This is a genomic window from Collinsella sp. UBA1693 (genome assembly GCF_002320115.1).
GTDB lineage: Bacteria > Actinomycetota > Coriobacteriia > Coriobacteriales > Coriobacteriaceae > Collinsella > Collinsella tanakaei.
The window spans coordinates 175,086-198,638 of record NZ_DCJT01000011.1 but is presented as its reverse complement, the minus strand read 5'-3'; the positions used below and the strand labels follow the sequence as shown (position 1 = coordinate 198,638).

At 58.8% G+C, this 23,553-nt stretch carries 16 protein-coding genes; 8 read left to right on the top strand and 8 right to left on the bottom strand.

Annotated features, from left to right (window positions below):
* Positions 1-66: 66 nt before the first annotated feature.
* Complete coding sequence (locus B3H65_RS08415) at positions 67-1,470, bottom strand: radical SAM protein (RefSeq protein WP_286684876.1); 1,404 nt, start codon at positions 1,468-1,470, stop codon at positions 67-69.
* A 144-nt stretch (positions 1,471-1,614) separates the two neighbouring features.
* On the opposite strand from B3H65_RS08415, the gene B3H65_RS08410 reads away from it, so the two are divergent.
* Genes B3H65_RS08410 through B3H65_RS08400 form a run of 3 tightly spaced genes read left to right on the top strand, consistent with a single transcriptional unit; the run spans position 1,615 to position 4,090 of the window.
* Entirely contained in the window at positions 1,615-2,265 is a 651-nt protein-coding gene (locus B3H65_RS08410; protein WP_286684875.1) for a TetR/AcrR family transcriptional regulator, read from the top strand.
* A gap of 55 nt (positions 2,266-2,320) precedes the next feature.
* Positions 2,321-3,022 carry a response regulator transcription factor gene (locus B3H65_RS08405; RefSeq protein WP_117680071.1) on the top strand — a complete coding sequence of 234 codons (702 nt, stop codon included), beginning with the start codon at positions 2,321-2,323 and terminating at the stop codon, positions 3,020-3,022.
* A gap of 6 nt (positions 3,023-3,028) precedes the next feature.
* Positions 3,029-4,090, top strand: a complete 1,062-nt coding sequence (locus B3H65_RS08400; protein ID WP_286684874.1) for a sensor histidine kinase — start codon at positions 3,029-3,031, stop codon at positions 4,088-4,090.
* Between the two features lie 59 nt (positions 4,091-4,149).
* Here the strand turns inward: B3H65_RS08400 and B3H65_RS08395 are convergent, their stop codons facing one another.
* The 3 genes from B3H65_RS08395 to gltX form a co-directional block, all read right to left on the bottom strand.
* Positions 4,150-5,784 carry a L,D-transpeptidase family protein gene (locus B3H65_RS08395; protein ID WP_286684873.1) on the bottom strand — a complete coding sequence of 545 codons (1,635 nt, stop codon included), beginning with the start codon at positions 5,782-5,784 and terminating at the stop codon, positions 4,150-4,152.
* Positions 5,785-5,895: 111 nt separating this feature from the next.
* Complete coding sequence (sdaAA, locus tag B3H65_RS08390) at positions 5,896-7,503, bottom strand: L-serine ammonia-lyase, iron-sulfur-dependent, subunit alpha (RefSeq protein WP_286684872.1); 1,608 nt, start codon at positions 7,501-7,503, stop codon at positions 5,896-5,898.
* Between the two features lie 116 nt (positions 7,504-7,619).
* On the bottom strand, positions 7,620-9,101 hold the full coding sequence (gene gltX, locus B3H65_RS08385; protein WP_286684871.1) for a glutamate--tRNA ligase: 1,482 nt from the start codon (positions 9,099-9,101) through the stop codon (positions 7,620-7,622).
* Positions 9,102-9,330: 229 nt separating this feature from the next.
* Here gltX and metK point away from each other — a divergent pair, with 229 nt between their 5' ends.
* Genes metK through B3H65_RS08360 form a run of 5 tightly spaced genes read left to right on the top strand, consistent with a single transcriptional unit; the run spans position 9,331 to position 16,045 of the window.
* Complete coding sequence (gene metK / locus B3H65_RS08380) at positions 9,331-10,620, top strand: methionine adenosyltransferase (protein ID WP_286684870.1); 1,290 nt, start codon at positions 9,331-9,333, stop codon at positions 10,618-10,620.
* 33 nt (positions 10,621-10,653) lie between these two features.
* Positions 10,654-13,119, top strand: coding sequence for a replication restart helicase PriA (gene priA, locus B3H65_RS08375; protein ID WP_286684869.1), 2,466 nt, complete (start codon positions 10,654-10,656; stop codon positions 13,117-13,119).
* A gap of 15 nt (positions 13,120-13,134) precedes the next feature.
* On the top strand, positions 13,135-13,671 hold the full coding sequence (gene def, locus B3H65_RS08370) for a peptide deformylase (RefSeq protein WP_286684868.1): 537 nt from the start codon (positions 13,135-13,137) through the stop codon (positions 13,669-13,671).
* Positions 13,672-13,703: 32 nt separating this feature from the next.
* Positions 13,704-14,639, top strand: a complete 936-nt coding sequence (gene fmt, locus B3H65_RS08365) for a methionyl-tRNA formyltransferase (protein ID WP_286684867.1) — start codon at positions 13,704-13,706, stop codon at positions 14,637-14,639.
* Positions 14,639-16,045 carry a transcription antitermination factor NusB gene (locus B3H65_RS08360; RefSeq protein WP_286684866.1) on the top strand — a complete coding sequence of 469 codons (1,407 nt, stop codon included), beginning with the start codon at positions 14,639-14,641 and terminating at the stop codon, positions 16,043-16,045. The genes fmt and B3H65_RS08360 overlap by 1 nt, the downstream gene beginning before the upstream one ends.
* Before the next feature lie 160 nt (positions 16,046-16,205).
* Here B3H65_RS08360 and B3H65_RS08355 read toward each other — a convergent pair whose 3' ends face one another.
* From B3H65_RS08355 to glgD, 4 genes are all read right to left on the bottom strand, one after another.
* Positions 16,206-16,448, bottom strand: a complete 243-nt coding sequence (locus B3H65_RS08355) for an FmdB family zinc ribbon protein (protein ID WP_009140350.1) — start codon at positions 16,446-16,448, stop codon at positions 16,206-16,208.
* Positions 16,449-16,556: 108 nt separating this feature from the next.
* A complete protein-coding gene (locus tag B3H65_RS08350) occupies positions 16,557-19,862 on the bottom strand; it encodes a 4-alpha-glucanotransferase (RefSeq protein ID WP_286684865.1) in 3,306 nt (1,101 codons plus the stop codon).
* A 183-nt stretch (positions 19,863-20,045) separates the two neighbouring features.
* Entirely contained in the window at positions 20,046-22,325 is a 2,280-nt protein-coding gene (gene glgA / locus B3H65_RS08345; protein WP_286684864.1) for a glycogen synthase GlgA, read from the bottom strand.
* Between the two features lie 122 nt (positions 22,326-22,447).
* Entirely contained in the window at positions 22,448-23,551 is a 1,104-nt protein-coding gene (gene glgD, locus B3H65_RS08340; protein WP_009140347.1) for a glucose-1-phosphate adenylyltransferase subunit GlgD, read from the bottom strand.
* Positions 23,552-23,553: the final 2 nt, after the last annotated feature.

Here is a 23,553-nt window from a genome sequence, read left to right as displayed (position 1 = left end):
ATGGACGGGCTTTCTGCCATATGACCGACGCGTGACTATTCTGTCACGGTTGGCGATGTCAGATTGCTAGTCGATCCTCTTTGATAAGTCGGTTGCCGCCATGCCCTGCGTGGGGTCCTGCCGCTTTTCAAACAGCGGGCTTTCGGGATCGTTCCATAGCCCCTCGGCAACGCGCTTCCAGGCCTGAGCGTACTCGCGCGTCTTGTTGCGCAACTGGTCGGGAGACTCCTTTTCGACCAGGTCGGTCGATACGGCGCCGGATTCTTCGATCATCTTTGGCAGCATGTCGGGGTTTTCCAACATAGGGCAGGGCATAAGGTGGTTTGCGTTGAACGGCTGTCTGCGATAGTACTCCATAAAGAGGGGGGAGCGCAGCGCGTCGAGCAGGGATGAGTTATGGATGTTGACGTTGGAATAGTGGATGAACACACAGGGTTCCACGTCGCCCGCGGCGTTGATGTGCAGGTACCTGCGGCCGCCGGCGATGCATCCGCCAACGTACTCGCCATCGTTTTGGAAATCGAGGGTGAACAGCGGCTTTACCTCGCGCATCTTGCGGACAAACTCATACATGTGGGCGCGCTGCTCCATGGTGGGCATAAGTTCTTTGGGTGCGCCGGCGCCTACGGGCATGTAGTGGAACAGCCAGCAGAACAGGGCCCCCTTGTCGATCATCCAATCAAAGTATTTCTCGCTGGCGATGGCGTCTGCGTTCTGGCAGGTCCAGCATGCGGAGATGCCAAACGGGATGCCGCGGGCGCGCAGGAGATCCATGGCGTGGTCGATCTTGTCATACGTGCCCTCGCCACGGCGTGAGTCCGTGGTCTCACGGGTTCCCTCGGCTGATATCGCCGGTACAAAGTTGGCGACGCGGATGATGTCGTCGCAGAACGCCTCATCGATGAGCGTGGCGTTGGTGAAGCATAGAAACACGCAGTCTTGGTGCTTCTCGCAGAGGCGGATGACATCGGCCTTGCGAACCAGGGGTTCGCCGCCGGTGTAAATATAGATGTGGCAGCCGAGCTTTTTTCCCTGTTCGATAATCGAATCGATGTCGTCAAGCGTCAGGTTGAGAGCGTGGCCGTACTCTGCGGCCCAGCAGCCAGTGCATCTAAGGTTGCAAGCGCTTGTAGGATCGAGAAGAATTGCCCACGGGATGTTGCAGCGATACTTCTCGCGCATCTTTTCCTGTTTTGGCCAGGCGAGAATGTTAGCGTCCGCTATAAGGGTTTTAAGGAGTCGCGAGCGCATGAGGGGATTGAGGTCGAAAACCTTCATCATCAACTCGTACCAGTTGGTTTTAGCCTCGATCGCATGAGAGAACGCTGCGCGTTGCGTTGGGAACACGTCGTCAGGCGTGAACTTGTTGACCAGTCCCATGATCTTTTCGATATGCTCCGCTGGGTCCTCGTCCAAATAATCGATGATTTTGTACAGTGCAAGACGTTCCGCAGCTTCGGTAATAGCCATACGTACTCCTTCCAAGTGCGCAACAACTGTGGAAATAGTACTCATAAGTTGACTAAACCACAACTGGGGAATAGTCTAATATGTGTAAGCAACGAACGTGAATGCGCTGTGGTGTATTCCACGTCTCCAAGCCAGAGGTGGACTATGAGTAGAAACGCTAAGCACATCGATCGACGCGTCTTGCGTAGTCGCAAGGCGATCATCGAGGCCTTCGATAGACTCCTTGAGGAGAAGGAGTTGGACCAGATCACCGTTTCCGCGATTGCTCGTGAGGCCAATATCGACCGTAAAACGTTCTACGTCCACTTCGGCACCATCGACGGTCTTCTGGATGCGCTTGCTGAAGAGCGCGTGGACGAGATTCTCGATGTCATGGAGGATGCGCTATCCGCGGCCTCACCAGATATGGAGCTGGAAGTTGCGGTCGCTAAATTCTTTGACATCGCTAACCAGGTGGTGTGCACCAAATTGGTTGATTCGGTATGTCGACGCAAATCTTTTCCAGCAGACGAGTTGCTCACTCGCGTGCTCAAGTCTTTCAAAGTTAAACTGGTAGAGCGCGATATGCTTTTTGCTCAAATACCTGATGACCTATTGGAGTTTCACCTTTCCTACATTATGGGTGGAATAATCTCCATTTATAAGAGCTGGGTCAACTCTAATAGGTCGGTTTCTGTAGAGCAGGTTTCCCAGATTGCCCATGAGTTGATCATGCATGGTCTCGATTCGCTTAAGGCCGATCTTGCTGGTAAGAAAGAGGGCGTGGAGAACAGAGCGTTCGCATCTTCGTGTTAGCATGGATGAGGCTTAATCGACAATCATCGCCCGCATGGTGCGGGCAGGGGGCATCATGGCTGACAAAATTCTTCTGGTCGAGGATGATCCGCTCATCATCTCTTCGCTTACGGAGCTTTTGCATGCGGAAGGGTATGCGGTCGATAGCGCGGATTCTCAGCAGGAAGCGATTTCCAAGGCTTTGGCCTCCTCTGCCGGCATCGCCGGGGCATCCACCTATGCGTTGGTGCTTTTGGACGTAACGCTGTCCTCCGGCAACGGTTTTGCCGTCTGCAGCGCAATCAAACAGGCGGCTCCTACTCTTCCGGTTATCTTTCTTACCGCGTCCGATGACGAATTCAACACGGTTACGGGTATCCAGATGGGGGCTGACGATTACATCGCCAAGCCCTTTAGGCCGCGCGAGCTCCTTGCTCGCGTCGCATCGGTGATTCGCCGGTCGCAGCCTCAGCGGCGAGCCATCGCGCTTGGCCCCTTGGTTATCGATGCCGATAGGGCCCATGTTGAACGCGACGGTAAAGAGGTGCCTTTATCCGCCCTTGAATACAGGCTTTTGCTATTGTTCGCCCTAAATGCGGGCAAGCTGGTTTCACGAGACATGATTCGCGATGCCCTTTGGGATGATGCCGGTACCTATATCGAGGAAAACACGCTTTCCGTCTACATCAAGCGCCTACGTGACAAGATTGAAGACGATCCTACTCATCCTCGGCTTATCGTCACTGTACGAGGCCTTGGCTACAAGGCGCAAGGGTAGCGCGCGATGCTTCGCAACAGGGAGATCGCCCGTTTTTCCGCCGGCGTGCTGGCAATTTCCGCCGCCGCGGTAGCCGCAGCCTATTGTTTTGCCGGCGACGCCGCCGCTGCATGCGTTGCGGCGACCGTTATACTGCTTACGTGCTTTTTTGCCGTATTCACCCACGCTCGATACCAAGAACTGTCCTTGCTTTCGTCCAAAATCGATGCGATTCTCAACGGCGACCGCAACTTGTCTTTTGAGGGCATGCAAGAAGGCGAACTATCCATCTTGGCGAATGAGCTCGATAAAATGGTATCGCGCCTTTACCTCACAACGGACCAGTTAGAGCGCGAGAGCGCTTCGCTTGCAGATTCGCTTGCAGACATCTCCCATCAGCTTAAGACGCCCATGACTTCGATGTCGATAATGTGCGAGCTCATGAAGACCCGCGTTAGAGAATCTTCCAACATCGATGAGGATGACGCTCGCTACTTACTTGGAAAGCTCCGGTCTGTACAGCTTCTGCAAGAGCGCGTTCGTTGGCTGGTCTCGGTCCTCCTCAAACTCGCCCGCATCGATGCCGGTGTTGTCAAGCTGGCAACCCAGCAGGTTGATGCCGCCGTAGTTGTGAAGGAGGCGGCCGAATCGCTTGCGATTCCGTTTGATCTCGCCAACGTTGAATTGGTTTTGAATCTTGAAGACGGATGCAGCTATATCGGCGACGCGGCATGGAGCCGAGAGGCGATTCTAAACGTGATGAAGAACTGCATGGAGCACGCGGGCGAGGGCGGCTGCGTTGAGGTGAGCGTGTCCCATGATGCGCTTGCGTGCAGGATCTGCATACAAGATACTGGTCCTGGAATTTCGCCAGAAGACCTTCCCCATGTGTTCGAACGCTTCTACCGCGGCGAGGATTCCGGTGAGGAGACCGCGACCGACCCTTCTGGCGTGGGGATAGGGTTGTCGCTTGCTCAAAGCCTGGTATCGGCCCAGGGCGGCGCCATCAAGGCATCAAATGCACGCGATCGCGACGGGGCGGTTTTGGGAGCGCGCTTCGATATCGTCTTCTTCTCTGTTACCGTGTAGATGGCGCTTGCATAACAAGACGCCGGAACCTCCTTTGTTGGGGTCCCGGCGTTATTGCATTACCAGTGAACTATGACGCAGATTCCCTGCTTTACCAGGCTATAGAGTTCACCTGCTTTATCGGGTGGAAGGTTCACGCAGCCGTGGCTTCCCACATACGTGTAGGCGCTGGGGTTTGAGAAGCTCGCAGAGGACTGCCAATCGGCATCGTGGAGGCCCACGGCGCCGCCAATGAAGGGCATCCAGTACTTCACCGGGGTTTCATACTCGCGTTCGCCAGTTTCAGGGTCGATGGCGCCGCGCAGCGTGATGTTGGTACCGCACTGGTTCATGCGGTACACGCCGGTGGGCGTGGCGTTGCCCTTGTTGGGGTTACCCGTGATGCAACCGGACTCCCATTGAAGGGTTCCGGAGGCATCGTAGTATCGAGCATGCTGCTCGGTGAGGTCGATGTCAACGTACTCCGCCCAGTCCCTCTCGCCCTGTTTGGTAAAAACGGCGCCAGAGCTGGTGCAGGGAATCTCAAGGTCACCTGCGGTCTTGTTGGCAACTGCATCTTGAATCGAACTGACCAGTTGATCTTCGTCCACATTCCAGCCGTACGTGCCGCCGTCGATCTGCACGGTCTTGCCATCGGGGCGCGTGTAGGTGCGCAGCGTGCCCACGGTATCAAGCGTGGATGCAAGGGTGCGGATCCATTCCTCTAGCTTGGCGCTGTCAAGCGCAGGGGCAAGTGCGTCGTCAAAGGTGATGAATTGCGAAAGCGTCGAGCCATCGAGCGCGCCCACGTCCGTCCCGCCGAGCTTGAGGGCAAGATCGGCGCCTATAAGTTCGTTAGCCTGCGCGCACGCCTGCGAAAGCTGCTCGTCGGTGGCGCCGGTGGCGAACTGCTCAAAATCATCCTGAGTAAGCTCAAGGTCGGTATCGAGCATCGCGATAGCGCGAAGCGCATCCTGGTAGATGCCGTCGTCCTTTATCTTGACGTTCTTCTTTGCCTGTTCTAGCGTGAACGTTCTCAACGAAGCGTCGTAGGCGCTCGCCGCATCAAAGACTCCGCTGCGGCCTTGGTTATATGAGTCCACGGCTTCTTGCAGCTTGCTTTTAAAATCGCCCTCGTCGAACGAATCGGGAAGGTCCGGGGTTTCGCTGACAGGTTGGGTGGATTTGGACGATGAAGAGGTCGAGGAGCTTAGAGACTCAAAGAGTTTCACCGGCCAGAAAAGGCTTTCGGAATGCTCTAGCATCTCGCGTGTGCGTCGGTCCGCATCGATTAGCGATGTGGCATTTACGGGCCTATAGGTCCATGAGAAGTCGTTGCCCGTGATTGTGAGCGAATAAGACATCGCGGCTTTTTGCAGGCGCGACGCCGCATCCGCCTGCTGCAGCCAGGAGACGTCGACTCCGGCGATCTGCGTACCGGGGTAGTAGCGGTTGGCGAAGACGTAGGCGCCCGCTCCGTATCCTGCGGCCAGTAAGGTAATCCCTATGGCCAGGGCTACCTTGGGCGCACTTTTCTTGCTGCGCGGCTTCTCGTTCCCATCTTGGGACGCGCTGTCTTTTGGCGCAAAGTGATTGCCGCCCTTTTTATCAGCGGCTCGGGCAATGTCCGGAAGATGATCCCTGCTGGCGGGATCTAGCGGGTTGGGGCCGGTGATGGTCTCGAAAGGCGACTTGTTGTTCTGATACGAGTTCATTTGATCACTTTTTGAGGTTGGGCGCCCTTTTGTTGGTTTGGCGCTAACGAATGTTGTCGCAAGTACAGCATTATAGTCGCCGTCAAGCGTTCAACCGCTGGATAGGAGAAATTACGCGCAAGCCCCGCATCGAGCGCAGGCCGAGAGCGCCGATGGCGCGATCGCGATGCCGCCCTTTGCGGTTTCCCGCAAGCTCGAAGGCATGGCGTGGCCAACCGCCAGCATGACTTTCGCCATTTCATCAAAGGGAACCAGGCTCTCAATGCTGGACAGGGCGAGCTGCGCGGACGAGAACGCGCACGCCACACCTATGGCGTTGCGGTTTTGACAGGGGACTTCAACGAGTCCGCCAACGGGGTCGCAGACAAGTCCAAGGAGGTTGGAAAGCGCGATAGAAGCTGCGTCAAGGGCTTGCTTGGGCGTGCCTTTGAGCATCTGCACCAGTGCGGCTGCGGCCATGGCGGCGGCGCTTCCCACCTCTGCCTGGCATCCGCCCTCCGCTCCAGCGACGCAGGCGGACGTGGTGAGGATCAGCCCCACGGCAGCGGCGCAGTACAGGGCTTCCATAATTTCTTCGTCACCAAGGCCCAGGTTCTCGGCCAGGGCTAAAATGCACCCCGGGACTACGCCCGCAGACCCTGCTGTAGGTGCGGCCACAATGACTCCCATGGCCGCGCTGCGCTCGAGTACCGCCATGGCGCGCGCGACCGCTTGCGTTTGCACACTGCCCATGAGCGGCGCGGCATAGCGAGCGAAGCCCTCTTCTGCTACCCGTTTCGCCTCGCCACCAATGAATCCCCCGAGCGAGCGCCTTGGCGATGCTATAGGTGAGGTGGTCTCGCACTTCATGACCTCGAGCACTCGCTTCATGGAGACGGTCGAGTGCTCGGCGCCCAGCAGGCGGCGTTCGCGTTCCGCCATCACTCCGCCAATGGTGAGACCCATGTCCTCGCAAGCTTTGAGAAGCTGCCGACCGTCGTCAAAGAGTTCTTTGGTTGAGACGCCGGGCGACAACGTAGATGCCGAGCCGGGAAGCTTGATGTAGGTGGCATGGTCAACGACGCCAAGTTCTTGCACCAGCGGCAAGACGGACTCTGCCGGCGTCCCGTCGGTTTCGAACACGGTGTAAGCGCGACCTCCCTGCTCTGTTCTGTAAGTGCGGCAAAAGGCAATGTTGACGTCAGCATTGGCAAGAAGGGCCGTAAGCGATGCGAGCGCTCCCGGGGCGTCGCGATGCGAGACGAACAAAGTAGAATACATGCCGGAGATGTCGACGCCCACGCCGTTGATACGCGTGATGCGCATCTTGCCGCCACCCAGGCTCTCGCCACGCACCTGCGCCTTGGAGCCCCGGTCATCGACCATGTCGATGTCGACCGTGTTGGGGTGAATGGACCCGTCGTCCCCGGCGATGGTGAAGCTGTATTCCATGCCGTGTTTATCGGCCAGCTCGAAAGCATCCTTTATGCGCTCGTCGTCGGTGTCGAGCCCCAAAATGCCAGCAACCAGCGCGCGGTCCGTACCGTGGCCGCGATACGTGTGGGCAAAGCTGTTCCACAGGGTAAAGTGCGCTTGGACGACGCGCCCTTCAAGTAGCGAGGCGGCAACTTGAGCGCACCTAAGAGCTCCGGCGGTGTGAGAGGAGGACGGACCTACCATGACGGGTCCCAAAATCTCAAAGGCGGATGTGGTCGCAAGCGTTTGAGGCGTGGAAGCCATGGGGGTTCTCCTATCGAGGTGCGTGAGCGGTTGGCGATTTTCCCGGAACGGGCAAAAGCGAAAGGTCCGAACAACCTTAAGAGTCGTTCGGACCTATTGTAACGTGAGCGTTGTCCTTACAGCGCGAGCGCGCGGGCGCGGTCGATCCTTGCCAGGCAGTCGTCCTTGCCAATAAGAGCCATGGTCTCGCCAAGCGGGGGAGACACCATGTTGCCGCACACGGCTACGCGAACGGCCTGGAATACGATGCGCTTCTTTGCATCGAGCGCCTCGGGAAGGGGCTCTAGCGCGCCATCGATCGTCTCGGGAGTCCAGGCATTTGCGGAAACTGCTTCGAGCGCCGCGCGCGCGGCGTCGAGAACGGCCCCCATGCCCTCCTTGGCAAGGCCCTTCGCGACAGACTTCTCGTCATATTCCAGCGTTTGGGCGGTAGCGAACACCGGAGCCGCGACGCCGACAGCGTCTGCGGGCATCTTAGTACGAGGCTTGACGATGGCGGCTAAGGCGTCAATCCAGGCCTCATCTGCCTCGAAGCCGTCATCGATCAGACCGGCCTCATGCAGCTCGGGCAGCATGATCTGGTCGGCGAAATCGGCGTCGCTCATCGCGTTGATGTATTCCGCATTCATCCAATCGAGCTTTTTGGGATCGAAGGTCGCGGGGTTCTTGGAGATGCGTTCGAGAGAGAACTGGGACGCTAGGACATCGCGAGGAATAACGGTGGTCTCGCCATCGAGCGACCAGCCCAGAAGAGCCAGGTAGTTCACAAAGGCATCGGAAAGATAGCCGGCGTCGCGATACTCTTCTACGGACGTGGCGCCGTGGCGCTTTGAGAGCTTCTTGCCGTCTGCGCCCAAGATCATGGATATGTGGGCAAAGGTGGGAACGGGCGCCTCTAGCGCTTCGTACACCATGACCTGACGGGGGGTGTTGGAAAGATGGTCGTCACCGCGGATGACGTGGGTGATGCCCATCATGGCATCGTCTACAACGGTCGCGAAGTTATACGTTGGCGTACCGTCGGAGCGGAAGATGACAAAGTCATCGAGCTCTTTGGCATCGAAGACCACGTCGCCGTGGACCGCGTCATGGATCACCACGTCGCCTCGGTCCACGGGAACCTTGATGCGCAGGACGTAGGGTTCCCCGGCATCGATGCGGGCTTGGGCCTCATCGCGAGAAAGGTCGCGGCAGCGGCGCTGATACCCCTGGAATGGGTCCTTGCGTGCCTGTGCGGCGGCGCGGTCCGCTGCCAGCTGCTCGGTCGTACAGAAACAGGGATAGGCGCGGCCTGCGTCCCACAGCTTCCGGGCGGCCTCTTTGTACATGTCGAGGCGCTCGGTCTGGGCATACGGCCCAAAGTCACCGCCTACCTCGGGGCCCTCGTCCCAATCAAGGCCCAACCAACGCATGGCGCGCAGGATGATCTGGGTGTTTTCGTCCGTGGAGCGGGTAGGGTCCGTATCGTCGATGCGCAGGATGAAGGTGCCGCCGTTCGCGCGAGCGAATGCCCAGTTGTAGATAGCCGTGCGGGCGCCGCCGATGTGCAGCTTGCCCGTAGGGGAGGGCGCGAAGCGGACTCGAACGCTAGAAGTCATGTAAGCTCCCGATATTCGTTGATGTTTGTTGCCATAGGCATTATAGAGCAGCCTGAGCCCAAGCGGCCTTCTTGGTGCGGCTCGAGCGTCAACTGTGCACAAGATGTGAGTGGATATTGGACAGCTGTGGAAGATACATTTTGCGTCCCTTCTTAGCTGTATAATGTGCGGGCATTGACCGGGGGAATGGTAACGGCCCCCGGCTGTTTTTTCGAAAGGGGCAGGTTAGATGCCAGATTTCAATCGTTCCACCCTGGAACACGCTCATGTTGGTCGGTCCTTCGTATTCACCTCCGAATCGGTGACCGAGGGGCATCCGGACAAGATCGCCGACCAAATATCCGATGCTATCCTCGATGCGATTCTCGAAAAGGAAGCGACCCTGCAGTCACAGGGCTATATTTCTCCTACCGGCGTTGCCGCCAACGTAGAGAACGTTCGCTGCGCGTGCGAGACTTTGGTCACCACCGGTTCCATCATCGTCTCCGGTGAGATTCGCACCCAGGCATACGTCGACGTGCAGCAGATCGCTCGCGACGTAGTTCGCCGCATCGGCTACGACCGCGCAAAGTTTGGTTTCGATTGCGAGACCTGCGGCGTCATCAACATGATTCACGAGCAGAGCCCCGATATCGCGCAGGGCGTGGACGAGAGCTACGATGCCCAAGCGGGCCGTACCACCGATCCGCTCGATCTTATCGGTGCCGGCGACCAGGGCATGATGTTCGGATACGCTTCTAATGAGACGCCCACCTTGATGCCCATGCCCCACTATCTCGCTAGCAGGCTCGCGGAGCGTCTCGCCGCTGTTCGCCATGACGGCACGCTGCCCTATCTTCGTCCCGACGGCAAGACGCAGGTCACCGTGCGCTATGAGGACGGAAAGCCCGTCGCCGTCGAGACCATCGTCATCTCCACGCAGCACGCCCCCGAGATCGAATCGATGGACTTTATCAAGGGCGACCTCAAGACCCACGTGATCGCACCCGTTATGCATGAGGCGGGCATCGATTGGGATAACGCCGAGCTCTACGTCAACCCTACGGGTCGATTCGTTGTCGGCGGTCCCATGGGGGATACCGGTCTTACCGGCCGTAAGATCATCGTCGACACCTACGGCGGCTACGGCCGCCACGGCGGTGGCGCGTTCTCCGGTAAGGACTGCACCAAGGTCGACCGTTCCGCCGCCTATGCGGCGCGCTGGGTTGCCAAAAACGTGGTCGCCGCCGGTCTTGCGGACCGCTGCGAGGTCGAGCTGGCATATGCGATCGGCGTCGCCCACCCGCTCTCGATCATGGTCGATACCTTTGGCACCGCCCATGTGGACGAGTCCGCTATCGAACGTGCCGTAACTTCCGTCTTCGACCTGCGCCCTGGCGCTATCATTCGCGATCTCGACCTGCGCCGCCCCATTTTTGAGAAGACGGCAGCCTATGGCCACTTTGGTCGCGAGGACGCCGACTTCACGTGGGAGCGCACCGACCGCGTTGACCAGCTTCGCGCAGCCTGCGACATGTAGAATAGCCATATGGTGCACCGTGATGTAGAACAGATGAGTTTGTTTGGAGCGCCCGCCACCGCGGGCGTTTCCTCATCTGCGGGCAAAACCCCTCTTACAGAAGGCTCGGTGCCCACGGGTCCCGCCGGTACTTCGTATCTGCTCTACGCCTCCGTGGTCATCGACATTCCTTCCAGGGCGCTTTCCGACCCATTTGCCTACGGTGTCGAAGCGGCCTATGCGGACGATATCGATGAAGGGTCTGTTGTCCTTGTCTCCTTTGGGCGTCGCATGGTTATGGGCTACGTCGTCGCGTTGTCGCCCGTCCTCACCGAGCTTCCCGGTGCCGCCGATCTTGACCCATCCAAGGTAAAACCTATTCGCGACCTTCTCGCCTCATCCTCATGCAGCGAGCTGTTTGCTCCCGTTTCTTTTTGGATGAGCCGCGAGTACGTCGCCGCGCTCTCCGAGTGCCTACGGCTCTTTCTTCCTCCAGGCGGCACGCCGCGCCTTGTCAAGGGGGACGATGGAGTCTATCGCCTCAAAGAGCCCGCCGTGCACGCCGTCAGCGAGCGCGTGGTGTCCATCACGCCGGAGGGCGCGGATTACGCCCCGCTCGCGAACGCGCACCGCCAGCGCCAACTAATCGAGGCACTCTCCTGCGGCCCCGTCAGCACAAGGGAACTCAATCTCCTGTATACGGATATGTCTTCTACAATTCGCACCCTCTCAAAAAAAGGCGTGGTAAGGGTGGACGAGCGCCGCGCATGGCGTGGCCCGGGCGATGAGACCACGCTGTCCTCCGCCCGCGCTACTACTCCAAAAACGCTTACCGACGGGCAGCAACGCGCGCTTCAGGAAATCGATTCTTGTCTGCAAGCGGGGCGCGGTGACGTTATCTTGATCGACGGCGTCACCGGATCAGGAAAGACGGAGGTCTATCTTTCGGCCATCGAGCGCGTTCTCAAGCAGGGGAAGACGGCGTGCGTCCTTGTTCCGGAGATCTCCCTTACCGCGCAGACCGTCGGTAGGTTTCGTTCTCGCTTTGGCGGCAAGGTCGCGGTGTTCCACTCGCGTCTATCCGCCGGCGAGCGCCTGGACCAATGGGATATGGTGAAAAGCGGTGCCGCTCGCGTTGTCGTCGGGGCTCGTTCCGCCCTGTTTTGCCCCCTAAGGGATTTGGGCCTCATCGTTATCGACGAGGAACACGAACAATCATACAAGCAGGGCTCGTCCCCTCGCTATCACGCCAGGGACGTAGCCGCGTTCATGGCTAAGCTCGGAGGCTTTCCGTTGGTACTCGGCTCGGCGACTCCATCCGCAGAGGCGCTTGCCCGCGTTGCGGCAGGGGAGCATCTGGGGCAGAGGTGGACCCGCGTCGAGATGCCGGAGCGTCCCGGCTCATCCGCACTGCCAAGGGTGACTATTTCAGACCTGCGCCGCGAATTCGCCGCGGGCAGCCGCTCCATTTTCTCCAAACCGCTCTACGATGGCCTTATGAGGATCGCCGAGCGCCGCGAGAAAGCGGTGCTGCTTCATAATAGGCGAGGGTTCGCCCCGTTTTTGCTGTGCCGCGAGTGCGGATGCGTGCCCACCTGCAAGCACTGTTCCACGTCTCTAACCTATCATGAGCGCACTCACACGCTTGAGTGCCATACGTGCGGCGCCGTCTACCACATCAACCCGTACCCCGCGCCCGGCTCGGCCTGCCCCCAATGCGGCAGTAGATATCTCGCGAAGATGGGGCTGGGTACGCAGCAGATTGAAGACGCCCTTCGACAGATCATGCCCGCGCATGTGGACATCATCCGCATGGACGCGGACTCCACCAAGGGCAAGGATGCGCACAAAGAGCTGCTCGAGGCGTTCGACGCATCGGAGTGCGCCGTGTTGGTAGGTACCCAGATGATCGCCAAGGGCCTGGACTTTCCCGAGGTCACGCTTGTTGGCGTTATCAATGCGGACTATGCCCTCAAGATGCCGGACTTCCGCGCCCAGGAGCGTGCCTACGACCTGCTCGAGCAGGTTGCGGGACGCGCCGGCAGGGGAGAGACTTCGGGCGAGGTGGTTATCCAAACGTATTTGCCGCATGACCCGGTAATCCGCGCGGTCGCCACCCATGATCGCTCGATCTTCACCACGCATGACCTCGCCCAGCGACAAGAGGCCTTCTATCCCCCGTATGTTCGCCTAACCAATGTATTGGTGTGGGGGACAAATCAGGCTGCGACAAAGCGGTATATTGACAAGCTCGCCGCGGCGGTGCGTCAGCGCTTTGATTCCCTGCGAGGGACCGATCAGGCGTGGACGCTTGCCGGCGACCCAACAACGGCCCCCATCGTCCTAGGGCCCACTCCTTGCGTGCTCGAGCGGGCGAAAGACCGCTATAGGTTCCACTTTATTGTAAAGTCCCCTGTGGGGTACCATGTTTCAGAGGCAGTCGGCGGCGCGTTGTCGCAGATTGGGCCCCAGCCAGGTATTAACGTCAGCGTCGACGTCGACGCCTACGATTTGATGTAGCAAAAGGAGAGCGTGATGGAGCTTAACGGCATCGTCCTTTCACCCGACCCCCGTCTTCGCCAGGAGTGCGCGCCCATCGAGGAGATTACGCCCGAGATCGAGCACCTTGTTGAGAAGATGAAAGACGACATGTTCGAGAACGGCGGCTGTGGCCTTGCGGCGCCCCAGGTGGGTGAGCTCATTCAGCTCGCCATCGTCGATACCGATTATTCGGACGAGTCAGATTACGACCCCTACGTCCTCATCAACCCCGTTATCGTCGAACAGTCCGACAATCTGGTGCCCTATAACGAGGGCTGTCTGTCTATTCCCGGTATCAACTGCGAGATCAAGCGCCCAGATCATGTTGTTGTAGAGGCGTACAACCTTGATGGCGACCTTATGCGCTACGAGGCCTCCGGCGACTTGATGTGCGTATGTCTTCAGCATGAGATCGACCATCTCCATGGCATGACCATGTTTGAGCGTCTCTCTCCCATGCAGCGCGTGCATGCGCTGAGAGCCTATCAAGAAGCGCTGGACCGCGGAGCCAAGCCCGGCGACACCGAGTAGCCCCCTTCATCGTCCAAAGATTGGAACCACCTATGCGCGTAGTTTTCATGGGTACGCCGGCGTTTGCCGTGCCGTCTCTTACACGCCTTGCTCAAGAGCACGACGTCGCCCTGGTGCTCACCAGGCCTGACGCCGTCCGCTCACGCGGCAAGAAACTCGAACCGTCTCCCGTCAAGGTGGCCGCCCTTGAGTTGGGCCTTCCCGTTCTCGAGGCGAACCGCATCGATGCAGACGTGCTCAATGCCCTTCGCGATGCGGGGGCAGACGTGTTCTGCGTCGCTGCATATGGCTGCATCCTTCCCGACGAGGTGCTCACGATCGCGCCTTTTGGCTGCGTCAACGTCCATGCATCGCTACTGCCGCGTTGGCGCGGTGCAGCACCCATTCAACGCTGCATCCTAGAGGGCGACGACGTCACGGGTGTCTCCATCATGCGCATTGGCCACGGCATCGACACCGGTGACTACTGCGCGCAAGCCACCTGCTCGGTTTCCGGTAAAAATGCCGACCAGCTTACGCAGGAGCTCGCCAACCTTGGCGGAAACCTGCTTGTCGACACGTTGCCCAAGCTTGCTTCCCATGAGGTTGCCTGGACCGTTCAGGACGAGGGGCTGGTAACGCATGCGGCGAAGATCTCCAAAGCTGAACTCAAGCTCGATCCGTCTGCATCCGCCCTCGATAACGTGCGCCGCGTGCTGGCGTCTTCTGATACCGCTCCCGCGCGCTGCGAGCTTGTCGGCAAGGGCGCTCGCATTGTAGACGCCTCTCTTATCGATATGGCTGATGGTGCGGCGCCGTCTGTTCAGCAAGGCGTTCTATCGGTTCACGGCGGCCGCGTTTTCGCCGGCTGCGCGGACGGCGCGTTCGAGGTCCTTTCCATCAAGCCCGATGGCAAGCGCCTTATGGATGCCCGTTCCTGGTCCGCCGGCCTGCGCGGGCAAGATGCTAGCTGGGATTCGATTTCCTAATGAACGACCACGCCACAACCTTGTCTCCCGCCCGCCGTCTAGCGCTCGACATCCTTCTCGACGTTGGGCGGCGCGATGCTTTCGCACGCGACGTGATGAATGCCAATACCTTGCTTAAAAACCTGGACGAGCGCGATGCGGGCTTTACGCGGCGCCTTGTACTTGGCGTTACCGCAACGTCTGGATGCCTGGATGATTTCCTTCAGCAGTGTAGCGATCCTAAAACCCGCTTCAGCCCCCGCGTTCGCTGCGCGCTGCGCATCGCGCTCTTTGAGCTGCTCTACCTTGACGCTCCCGCAAACGTAGCCGTTAGCCAGGGCGTTGAGCTTGTGCGCTCCCAATCTCGCGGAGCCGCAGGACTTGCCAACGCAGTGCTCCACCGCGCTGTATCCAATCGGTCCTCTTTCCGTGATGCGGAAGGTGTCGACCCCGTTCATGCGCGCATCGTCTCGCTTGCTCGCACATCGGGCACTCCCGTGTGGCTTGCAAGACGTATCGAGGACTCCCTTGGGCAAGATGCCGCCCGCGACGTCTTCGCGTCCGAGCTTACGCCCGCGCCTGTTACCTTCCATCTCAATCCGCTTACCGGAGAATGCGCGCAAGGCTACGGCGTTGGGGAGGCTTCTCTTCCCGGTTGCATCGAACCCGTGGACTCCGCTGCATACATCCGCTCCGGTGCTCTAGGCGTCTATAAGGCGGTCGCCAGCGATGCAAGCGCCCAGCTTATCGCCACATCTGCGACGCGCCCAGGATCTTGCCTTGAGATTGGCTCTGGACGAGGAACCAAGACGTTCATCATGGCTTGTCAGGCACTTAGGGCGGGATGGAGCCGCGACCACGTGGCGGTCGATCTCTACCAAGAGAAATCCCGCATGAATGCCGCCAGACTTATCGACGCCGGTTTGCCGCCGGCACGCTTTGCGCATGGCGACGCTCGCGATCTTGATGCCGTCCTTAGCGAAATCGATAGCGAGGAGTCCGCGCGCGTGATGTTCGACACCGTTTTTCTCGACGCGCCGTGTTCTGGTACGGGAACCATGAGGCGCCATCCGGAGATTCCCTGGCGACTCGCGAAACAAGATATAGAGCGCGAGCTGCCTGCATTGCAGTTTGAATTGCTGAGCGCCGCCGCCTCAAGGGTTGCCTCCGCAGGAGAGCTTTATTACGCGACGTGCTCTATCATGCATGACGAGAACATTGCCGTTGTTCAGCGGTTCTTGTCTACGCCTTTAGGGTCCCAGTTCAGGCTCGCCCCTGTTAGCGGCTCTGCCATCTTCGATCTGCCGGCGTTTGCTCAAGCGTCTACAACCATAAGGGATTCCGAGAATGAGATCGGATGCTATGCGAGCCATCCTGCTACGGGTAAACCGGACGGCCATTTCTGCGCACGCCTTGTTCGCGCTTAGCTCTTGAGCAGCGCTTGAAACCGCTCCACTCGCCTCTTATCCACGTGATTCTCGTCCAAAAAGTACGGCCCCGCCTCGGTCATTTAAGCCGTCGGCGGGGCCGTATGCCTTCTTAGGCGCTATTGGCCGAGTAGTTGGCTACCGAATAATTGTTGGTTACCTAGTTGGCGTGTGGGCAGTCGGCGCATCCACACGAACCGGTGGTAGCGCTGGTGCTAGACGATCCGCCTCGCATGTCCGTGTTGTAGAATCCACTGCCCTCGAACTTGATTCCGCTGGCAGAGAACACCTTATCCGCAGGCTGTCCGCACTGGGGGCAAACGACGGCGGGATGCTCCTGCATGCCGTGCTCTACCTCGAATACATGTCCGCAGCTGCCGCAGCGATAGTCGTAGCGTGCCATTTCAAATCCTTCTGCTTCTCATAAATCGCCCGCCATGTCATTTTGAACATGGCGGGCGCCTCACGTTTACGGTTGATACTTTACCCAATTACGGGAGGCGCGGGGCGATTATTGCTCGCTAGCGTCGTGAAAGCGTCCCGATTCCACGAGCAGCGTCGCCATCTTGCTGCAAGACGCGTTGAGCTGCGTCTCATCGGCCTGCCAACCCCAGTTACCCTCAGCAATACCGGGCTTGTTCATACGGGCGTCATCATCCAGGAACATGCAGTCTTGCAACTGCATCATAACCACGCTCGCGGGGCTTCTGAGCGAACGCGTGAGGATCTCACCCGCAAGGTACTTGGCGCCTTGCTTGTCGTTGTCCGAGCAGAATGCGCGGCCTACAAAACCCGTGAGCGTAGACGTATCATGGGTTGAGATGTACAGGATCTTGTCCAGATGGGGGCAGATCTCCTGGCGAACATCGTTATCGGCGAACTCGAGAACGTCCATACCGGGAAAGCCGCACGAAGCGACCAGTGCGCGAACGGCGGGGGTAAGCAAGCCCAGGTCCTCCGCGATAAACGGCAGGGGACCAAATTCCTCATACGCGCGCCGGAAGAAGTCGAAGCCCGGGCCGTTGAGCCAGCGCCCGTCCGCGCCCGTCTTGCCCGCGGGAATACCAAAGTAGTTTTGGAAACCCAAGAAGTGATCCAGACGCACGCGGTCATACAGCTTGAAGGAGCGACGCAGGCGCGCCATCCACCAAACGTATCCATCCTTCTTCATGCTGTCCCAGTTGTACGTGGGGTTGCCCCAAACCTGGCCGGTTGCAGAGAAGCGATCGGGCGGAACGCCGGCGATCTCGTAGGGCATACCGTCCTTTCCCAGGGAGAACATGCTGGGCTCCGACCATGCATCTGCCGAATCATCGGAGACGTACATGGGGATGTCGCCGATGATCTGGATGCCGCGGCTATGGGCGTACTCCAGCATCTCCTTCCATTCGCGATCAAAGCGATATTGGGCGTATGCATGATATTCAGCGCTGGGCGAGAATGTCTCATCGGAGAGGATACCAACGGTGTAGCGCTGCAAAATCTTGGGCCACTTATGACGAGAAGCGCCGGCGTGGAACTCTTTGACCGCCATAAAGGCGCAATAGGCGTCGAGCCATTGCTCGTTTTCGCGCGCAAATTCCAGGTAAGAGGCGCTCTTGAAGCCGCCGGCCTTCTTGAATTGCGAGAACGCCTGCCTCAGCTCGCTCGCGCTTTCTTCCAAAAGCGACTCGTTGCCCGCGAATGCGGACGGTCCGGCATAGGGGGACCCAAAACTATCGGTGGGGTTGACGGGAAGTACCTGCCAGTATCTCATGCCCATCTCGGCGAGATGGTCGATGAAGCGACGCGCGGGGGCGCCCAGGGTGCCGGGCTCTCCCTTGGTGTTGGGGAGGGACGTGATGTGGCAGATAACGCCCGCGCCGGGCTCCATGTCTTTTTGCAGGCGCTGCTGCTTGTTCGCGTAGATGACCGAGGATCCCAGGGGCCAAAGCTTGACCTCGGCGCAACCGTCTGCCGCGCGAACTAGATTGTTGCCGTTGAGCAGGTCGATTGCCATGTCGTTTTCAACCGGAACGCGAACAACGCGCGTATTCGACAGGCTGCGGTTGATCAAGATGGTGGCGACCTGGCCATCGGCGCTGCGGCGCTTGAAGCACAACACGTCGTCGTTCAGAGCGCGCGCCTGCAGCGTGCCGTCGATAAGGAACGGAAGCGTTTTGCGCAGGCCCGAGGCGTTCCTGATCATGGTTAGCATGTCACGGTCGTGGATGTCGTTCTCTTCAGGAAGTGTGCGGCGGTTGCCGGGGTCAGAGAGGCCCTCGAGCGCGAACTCGTCGCCGTAATAGATCGAAGGGACGCCGGGCAGCGTCATCTGCATCAGCGTGGCAAGCCAAAAACGGCCCTTGGCACGGCCCATGGAGTTCTCGTCCAACCTAAAGCGACCGCGTTCGCTCTCGGGAATCTGCGACTCATCCGGACCATCGCCAAGCACAGAGGCGACGCGCGGTTTATCATGGCTGCCCAGCAGGTTGAGGGCGCACATCAAGGCCTCGGGCGGATAGTTCTCCCTAATCGATTCGATGCGCTCGGCAGCCTGGTACGCGGTCTCCTTATCGAGCAGGAAGTTGAGTATCATGTCACGGAAGGGGTAGTTCATCGCGGAATCGAGCTCGTCGCCCTGCAGGTAGGTTCGAAGCTTGCTGTAGCTAATTTTGTTCGAGGCGTCTTCCCATACCTCGCCTAGAAGCAGGCCGTCGGGACGCTCCTTGAGCAGCGCCGTTTTAATATCGCGAATGAATTCATCTGAAAGCTCGTCCGCGACGTCCAGTCGCCAACCGCTCGCGCCGGCGCGGATCCACTTGCGAATCACGCCGTCCTCGCCCAAGATAAGATCGCGAACAAGTGGGGAGTCCTCATTAAGCGCGGGCATGTTGCCGATGCCCCACCAAGAGGCATAGCTTCCATCTTCCTTAAAGTGGTAGGCGTCGCGCCAGGGGGAGTCTTCGCTTTGCCAGGCACCTTCCGTTGGATAGTTGCCGTAGCGGTTGAAATAGAGCGAGTCATCACCCGTATGATTGAATACACCGTCGAGGATCAAGCTTATTCCCAGCTCCTTGGCGTCTTTTGCCAGCGCCTTGAAATCGTCCTCCGTGCCAAGCATGGGGTCGATGGTGAGGTAATCGCCGGTGTCATAGCGGTGGTTGCTCAGAGCTTTAAATATGGGGTTGAGGTAGATGGCGGTGATGCCCATCTCGTGCAAACGGGGAAGATCCTCGCGGATTCCCTCAAGCGAGCCTCCGTAGAAATCCCAATTCTGGATCGAATTATCGCTAGCCCTATCGTAGACCGGCGGGGTATTCCAATCCCAGACGATCTTCTTTCCAGGACCCTTGCGGGGCTTTTCAACCTCTTTTACAGCGCGCTCGCGCCAATTGGCATCACGGCGGTACCTATCGGGAAAGATCTGGTAAACCATGCCCTTTTCATACCAAGCCGGCCTGGTTGCTCGGTGCTTGTAGACGGTAATTTGAAATGAGGGGACATCGGCGTAGTCGTAGGTGACCGCCTCTCCGCCCGTTGCGCCCACGGGTGCTCCCACGTGGCAGGTATAGCCATCTTGTGTGGAAACTATAAAGCTGTACCACTTAAGCTGGGGTTTGTCGCACTCAATTGAAGCGCTGAAAAAACCATCGCCCTTGTGATCCATATCGATTATGGTCTCACCGACTCCGTCTACCCAAATGCGGGTTTTGGCGGTAACCGCTTTGGGATCGATATCGTCCACGCGAATGGAAAGCTCCACGGTGGTTCCGATGACGACGGCGCCAAAGGGGGAGCGGTACTCTGCCAAACGGCTGTTGTGTCGAATGTTCATATACGTGACTCCTTGCGCATTTACGGGTACTATCCAGCGCGAATGCCAGGTTCATGAGAATCTCAGCGTTCCTATTATATGCAATCTATGTGGACGAGACCAAATATCGAAACATGAAAACGGCCCCGTTCCCACCGATGCGATGAGAACGGGGCCCTGCGCGTTAAGACGGTTCAGCAGGTCTTAACGGCGCTTTTGAGTTTTACGGGCGGAGGAAACCGTCTTTGCAGCAGGCTTCTTCTCAGCCGCGGGGGTAGCTGCGGACTTGGACTCGGGCTTGGCGGCAGCCTTGGTCGCTGCGGCGGCGGTCTTTACGGACGAGGAAGGAGCCTTGGGCTCTTCGGCCTTCATCCCTGCCTTAGCGGAAGGCTTTACTGCGGGCGCTGCCTCTTCTGCAGCAGGCTTGGCTGCGATGGTCTTGGCCGTAGCTGTCTTGGCGGCAGCGGTCTTGGTGGCAGTTGCAGCCTTGGTCGCAGTGGTTTTTGCCGCCTTGGACTTAGCGGCGGTCGCCTTAGTTGCCGCCTTCGTTGTAGTAGCGGCCTTCGACGCCGTAGCCTTAGCTGCAGTGGACTTGGAAGTAGCAGCCTTTGCAGCAGCAGGCTTCGCAGGAGTTTCTGCGACGGCCCTCGCGACCGTCTTGGCTGCAGCCGTTTTTACAGCGGGCTTCTTAGCAACGGGTTCGGCGGCCTCAGCTGCGGTCGCGGCCGCGGAGCACTTTTTCGATGCGGGCTTGGCGGCCTTGGCCGCGGGCTTCTTTGCTGAAGGGATCTCTTCCTTAGCGGCCCCTACAGCTTCTGCAGCGGGCTTTGTAGCCGGCTTCTTGGCAGCGGTCTTACGAGGAGCCGCCTTCTTTGCCGGAGCGGGCTTAGCGGCGGGCGCCTCTGCTTCGGGAGCCTTTACCTCTTCAGCCTTGGGATGTTCGGCAGTGGCTTCCTCTGTCTTAGGCTCTTCAACTATCTCCTCGGTCTTTTCTTTCAACTCGGGAACCCACACGGGAACCTCGGGGTGCATCCAGCGATACAGATCCATATACTTGCTCGCGGAACGGGTCCAGCTGAAGTCCTGGTTCATCGCCTGCGTGACAACGTTGTTCCATGCGTCGTGGTTATCCCAGAAAAGACGTGCGCCGCGGAAGACGGCATCGCCCATCTCATCGCCGTTGAAGTTGGCGAAGGAGAATCCGGTGCCCTCACCAGTCTCATAGTTGTAAGGGATGACGGTATCCTTCAGACCGCCGGTCTCGCGAACGACGGGAAGGGTGCCGTAACGCATGGCGATCATTTGGGACAGACCACATGGCTCGAAGAGCGACGGCATCAAGAACATATCCGAGCCGGCGTACATGCGCTGGGACAGGGCGGGATCGAACTGGATGCGAGCCGCCATCTGGCCGGGGTATTTGGAAGCGAAGTAGCGAAGCGCGTTCTCGTACTCGTAATCACCGGTTCCGAGAACGGCGACCTGAACGCCGTTAGACAGGATGCGGTCGAGCGCATAGGTGACAAGGTCCATGCCCTTTTGGCGGGTGAGGCGCGTGACCATGGTCATAAGCGGTTGGTCGTCGCGAACCGTAAGGCCCAGCTCCTCCTGAAGCTTCGCCTTGCAGATGGCCTTGCCGGAGCGATCGGAAACGCTGAAGTTCTGGGCGATCGCGGGGTCGGTCTCGGGGTTGAAGTGGTCGGTGTCGATACCGTTGACGATGCCCTGAAGGGCCTCGCGGCGGCGGCGGAGCACGCCATCAAGGTGCTCGCCGTAGGCGGGCGTCTGGATCTCGCCGGCGTAGGTGGGGGAGACCGTGGTGATTGCGTCGCTGTAGTTCAAAGCACCCTGCATGAAGTTGACGGCGTCGTGGCCGCAGGTGAGTTGGAACGCGGCGGCGGGGATGTGTGCCAAGCCGCAGATGTCCTCGAGCACCTTAGCGCTGAACTGGCCCTGGAAGGCGATGTTGTGGATGGAGAAGATGGTGGAGACGTTCTCGTAGAGCGGCATGCCCTGGTAGAACTCGCGCAGGAATACCGGTGCGAGAGCGGTATGCCAGTCGTTGCAGTGCAAGATGTCCGGCCTAAAGCCATCGGGCAAATACTGCAGGCTCTCGGTGATCGCCTTGGAGAAGAATGCAAAGCGCTCGCCATCATCGAAGAATCCATACGGATAATCGCGATCGAAGTAGCGCTTGTTGTCGACAAAGAGATACGTCACGCCATTATGGACAAGGCGCTCGAGGCCGCAATACTCGTTGCGCCAGCCAAGGCTGACGTAGAACTCTGCAACGTGCTCCATCTTGTTTTTGTACTCATCGGAGATAGTCCCATAGAGCGGGACCATGACGATAACGTTTGCGCCGGCCTTTTGCAGCGCGGCGGGCAAGGAGCCCGCAACGTCGCCCAGACCGCCGGTCTTGACGAACGGAGCCGCCTCAGCCGAAGCAAAGACGACGTTCATCTTCCTATGATTGTCAGACATGCTCTCTCCCAAAGAATAGATTCCTTTAAGAATCGCCGCCCAGAGTCTGTTCTGGACGGCGATTCAATCATACCAGCATCATGTGAAGCGCTGGTTACATACCACGCCTCAAGGCGAAACCGTTACAGCGGCGCCTTGGGAAGAACAAGGATGGCCTCGGGCGTGCCGCGCAGCTCGGTGTTGGCGGGAACGACATTGTTCTTGTCAACGATCGCGTTCTCGACGCGCGCACCGCTCTTGATGACGCAGTCCTGCATGATGATGCTGTTGGTTACGGATGCGCCGTTCTCGACGATAACGCCACGGGACAGGATGGAGTTGCGCACCGTACCGTTGATGTTGCAGCCGGACGAGATGAGCGAGTTGCACGCATGGCAAGTCGCGGCATACTTTGCGGGCGGCACGTCGTGAGCCTTGGTCATGATGGGCCGATCGGGCATAAACAACTTGTCGGCGACGTCCGGATTTAAAAGCTCCATGCTGCGCTTATAGAAGCTGGTTTCATCAAAGATGCCAACCGCCATGCCCTTGAACTCGTAGCTGCAGACGTCAACGCGAGCAAAGTCGCCGGCAATTGCCTCGAAGAAGTCCATGTAGTCGGCGCTGGCGTACTGGTCGATGATCTCGAGCAGAAGCTGGCGGTCAATGATGAAGCAGTCCAGGAACTTGTTGTCGCCGAACTGGCAGCCGGATTTGACAGACTGGACGCGGCCGGCTTCGCCGATAACGAGGGAAGTTACGTCCTCGTGTGCGCGTTCGGCCTTGCAGTAGACCATGGTGATGCCGGCCCCGCTGGATGCGTGGGCATCAATGATCTGGTTGAGATCGATGTTGAACACTACGTTGCTTCCGCACATAACGACATAGGGCTTGTCGGAACGCTGGAAGAGCACCTTGTTGGAAATGATGTCGCGAAGCAAGAAGCGCATGCCGCGGCGAGACGTGCCATAGGGGTTGCCGGGAACCAGGAACAGGCCGCCCTTCTTGCGGTCGAGCATCCAGTCTTTACCGGAGCCGATGTGGTCTATAAGAGAACGGTAGTTTCCGGGCATCACGACGCCAACGGTCTTGATGCCCGCGTTCATCATGTTGGATAGCGGAAAATCGATGAGGCGATAACGTCCGATAAAAGGCAGCGATGCAAAGGGACGATCCTCAAGAAGAACGCTCTGCTCCCTGCAGGTGTAATTAGCGGTGATATAGCCGATGGCCTTACGGTTGATCATCG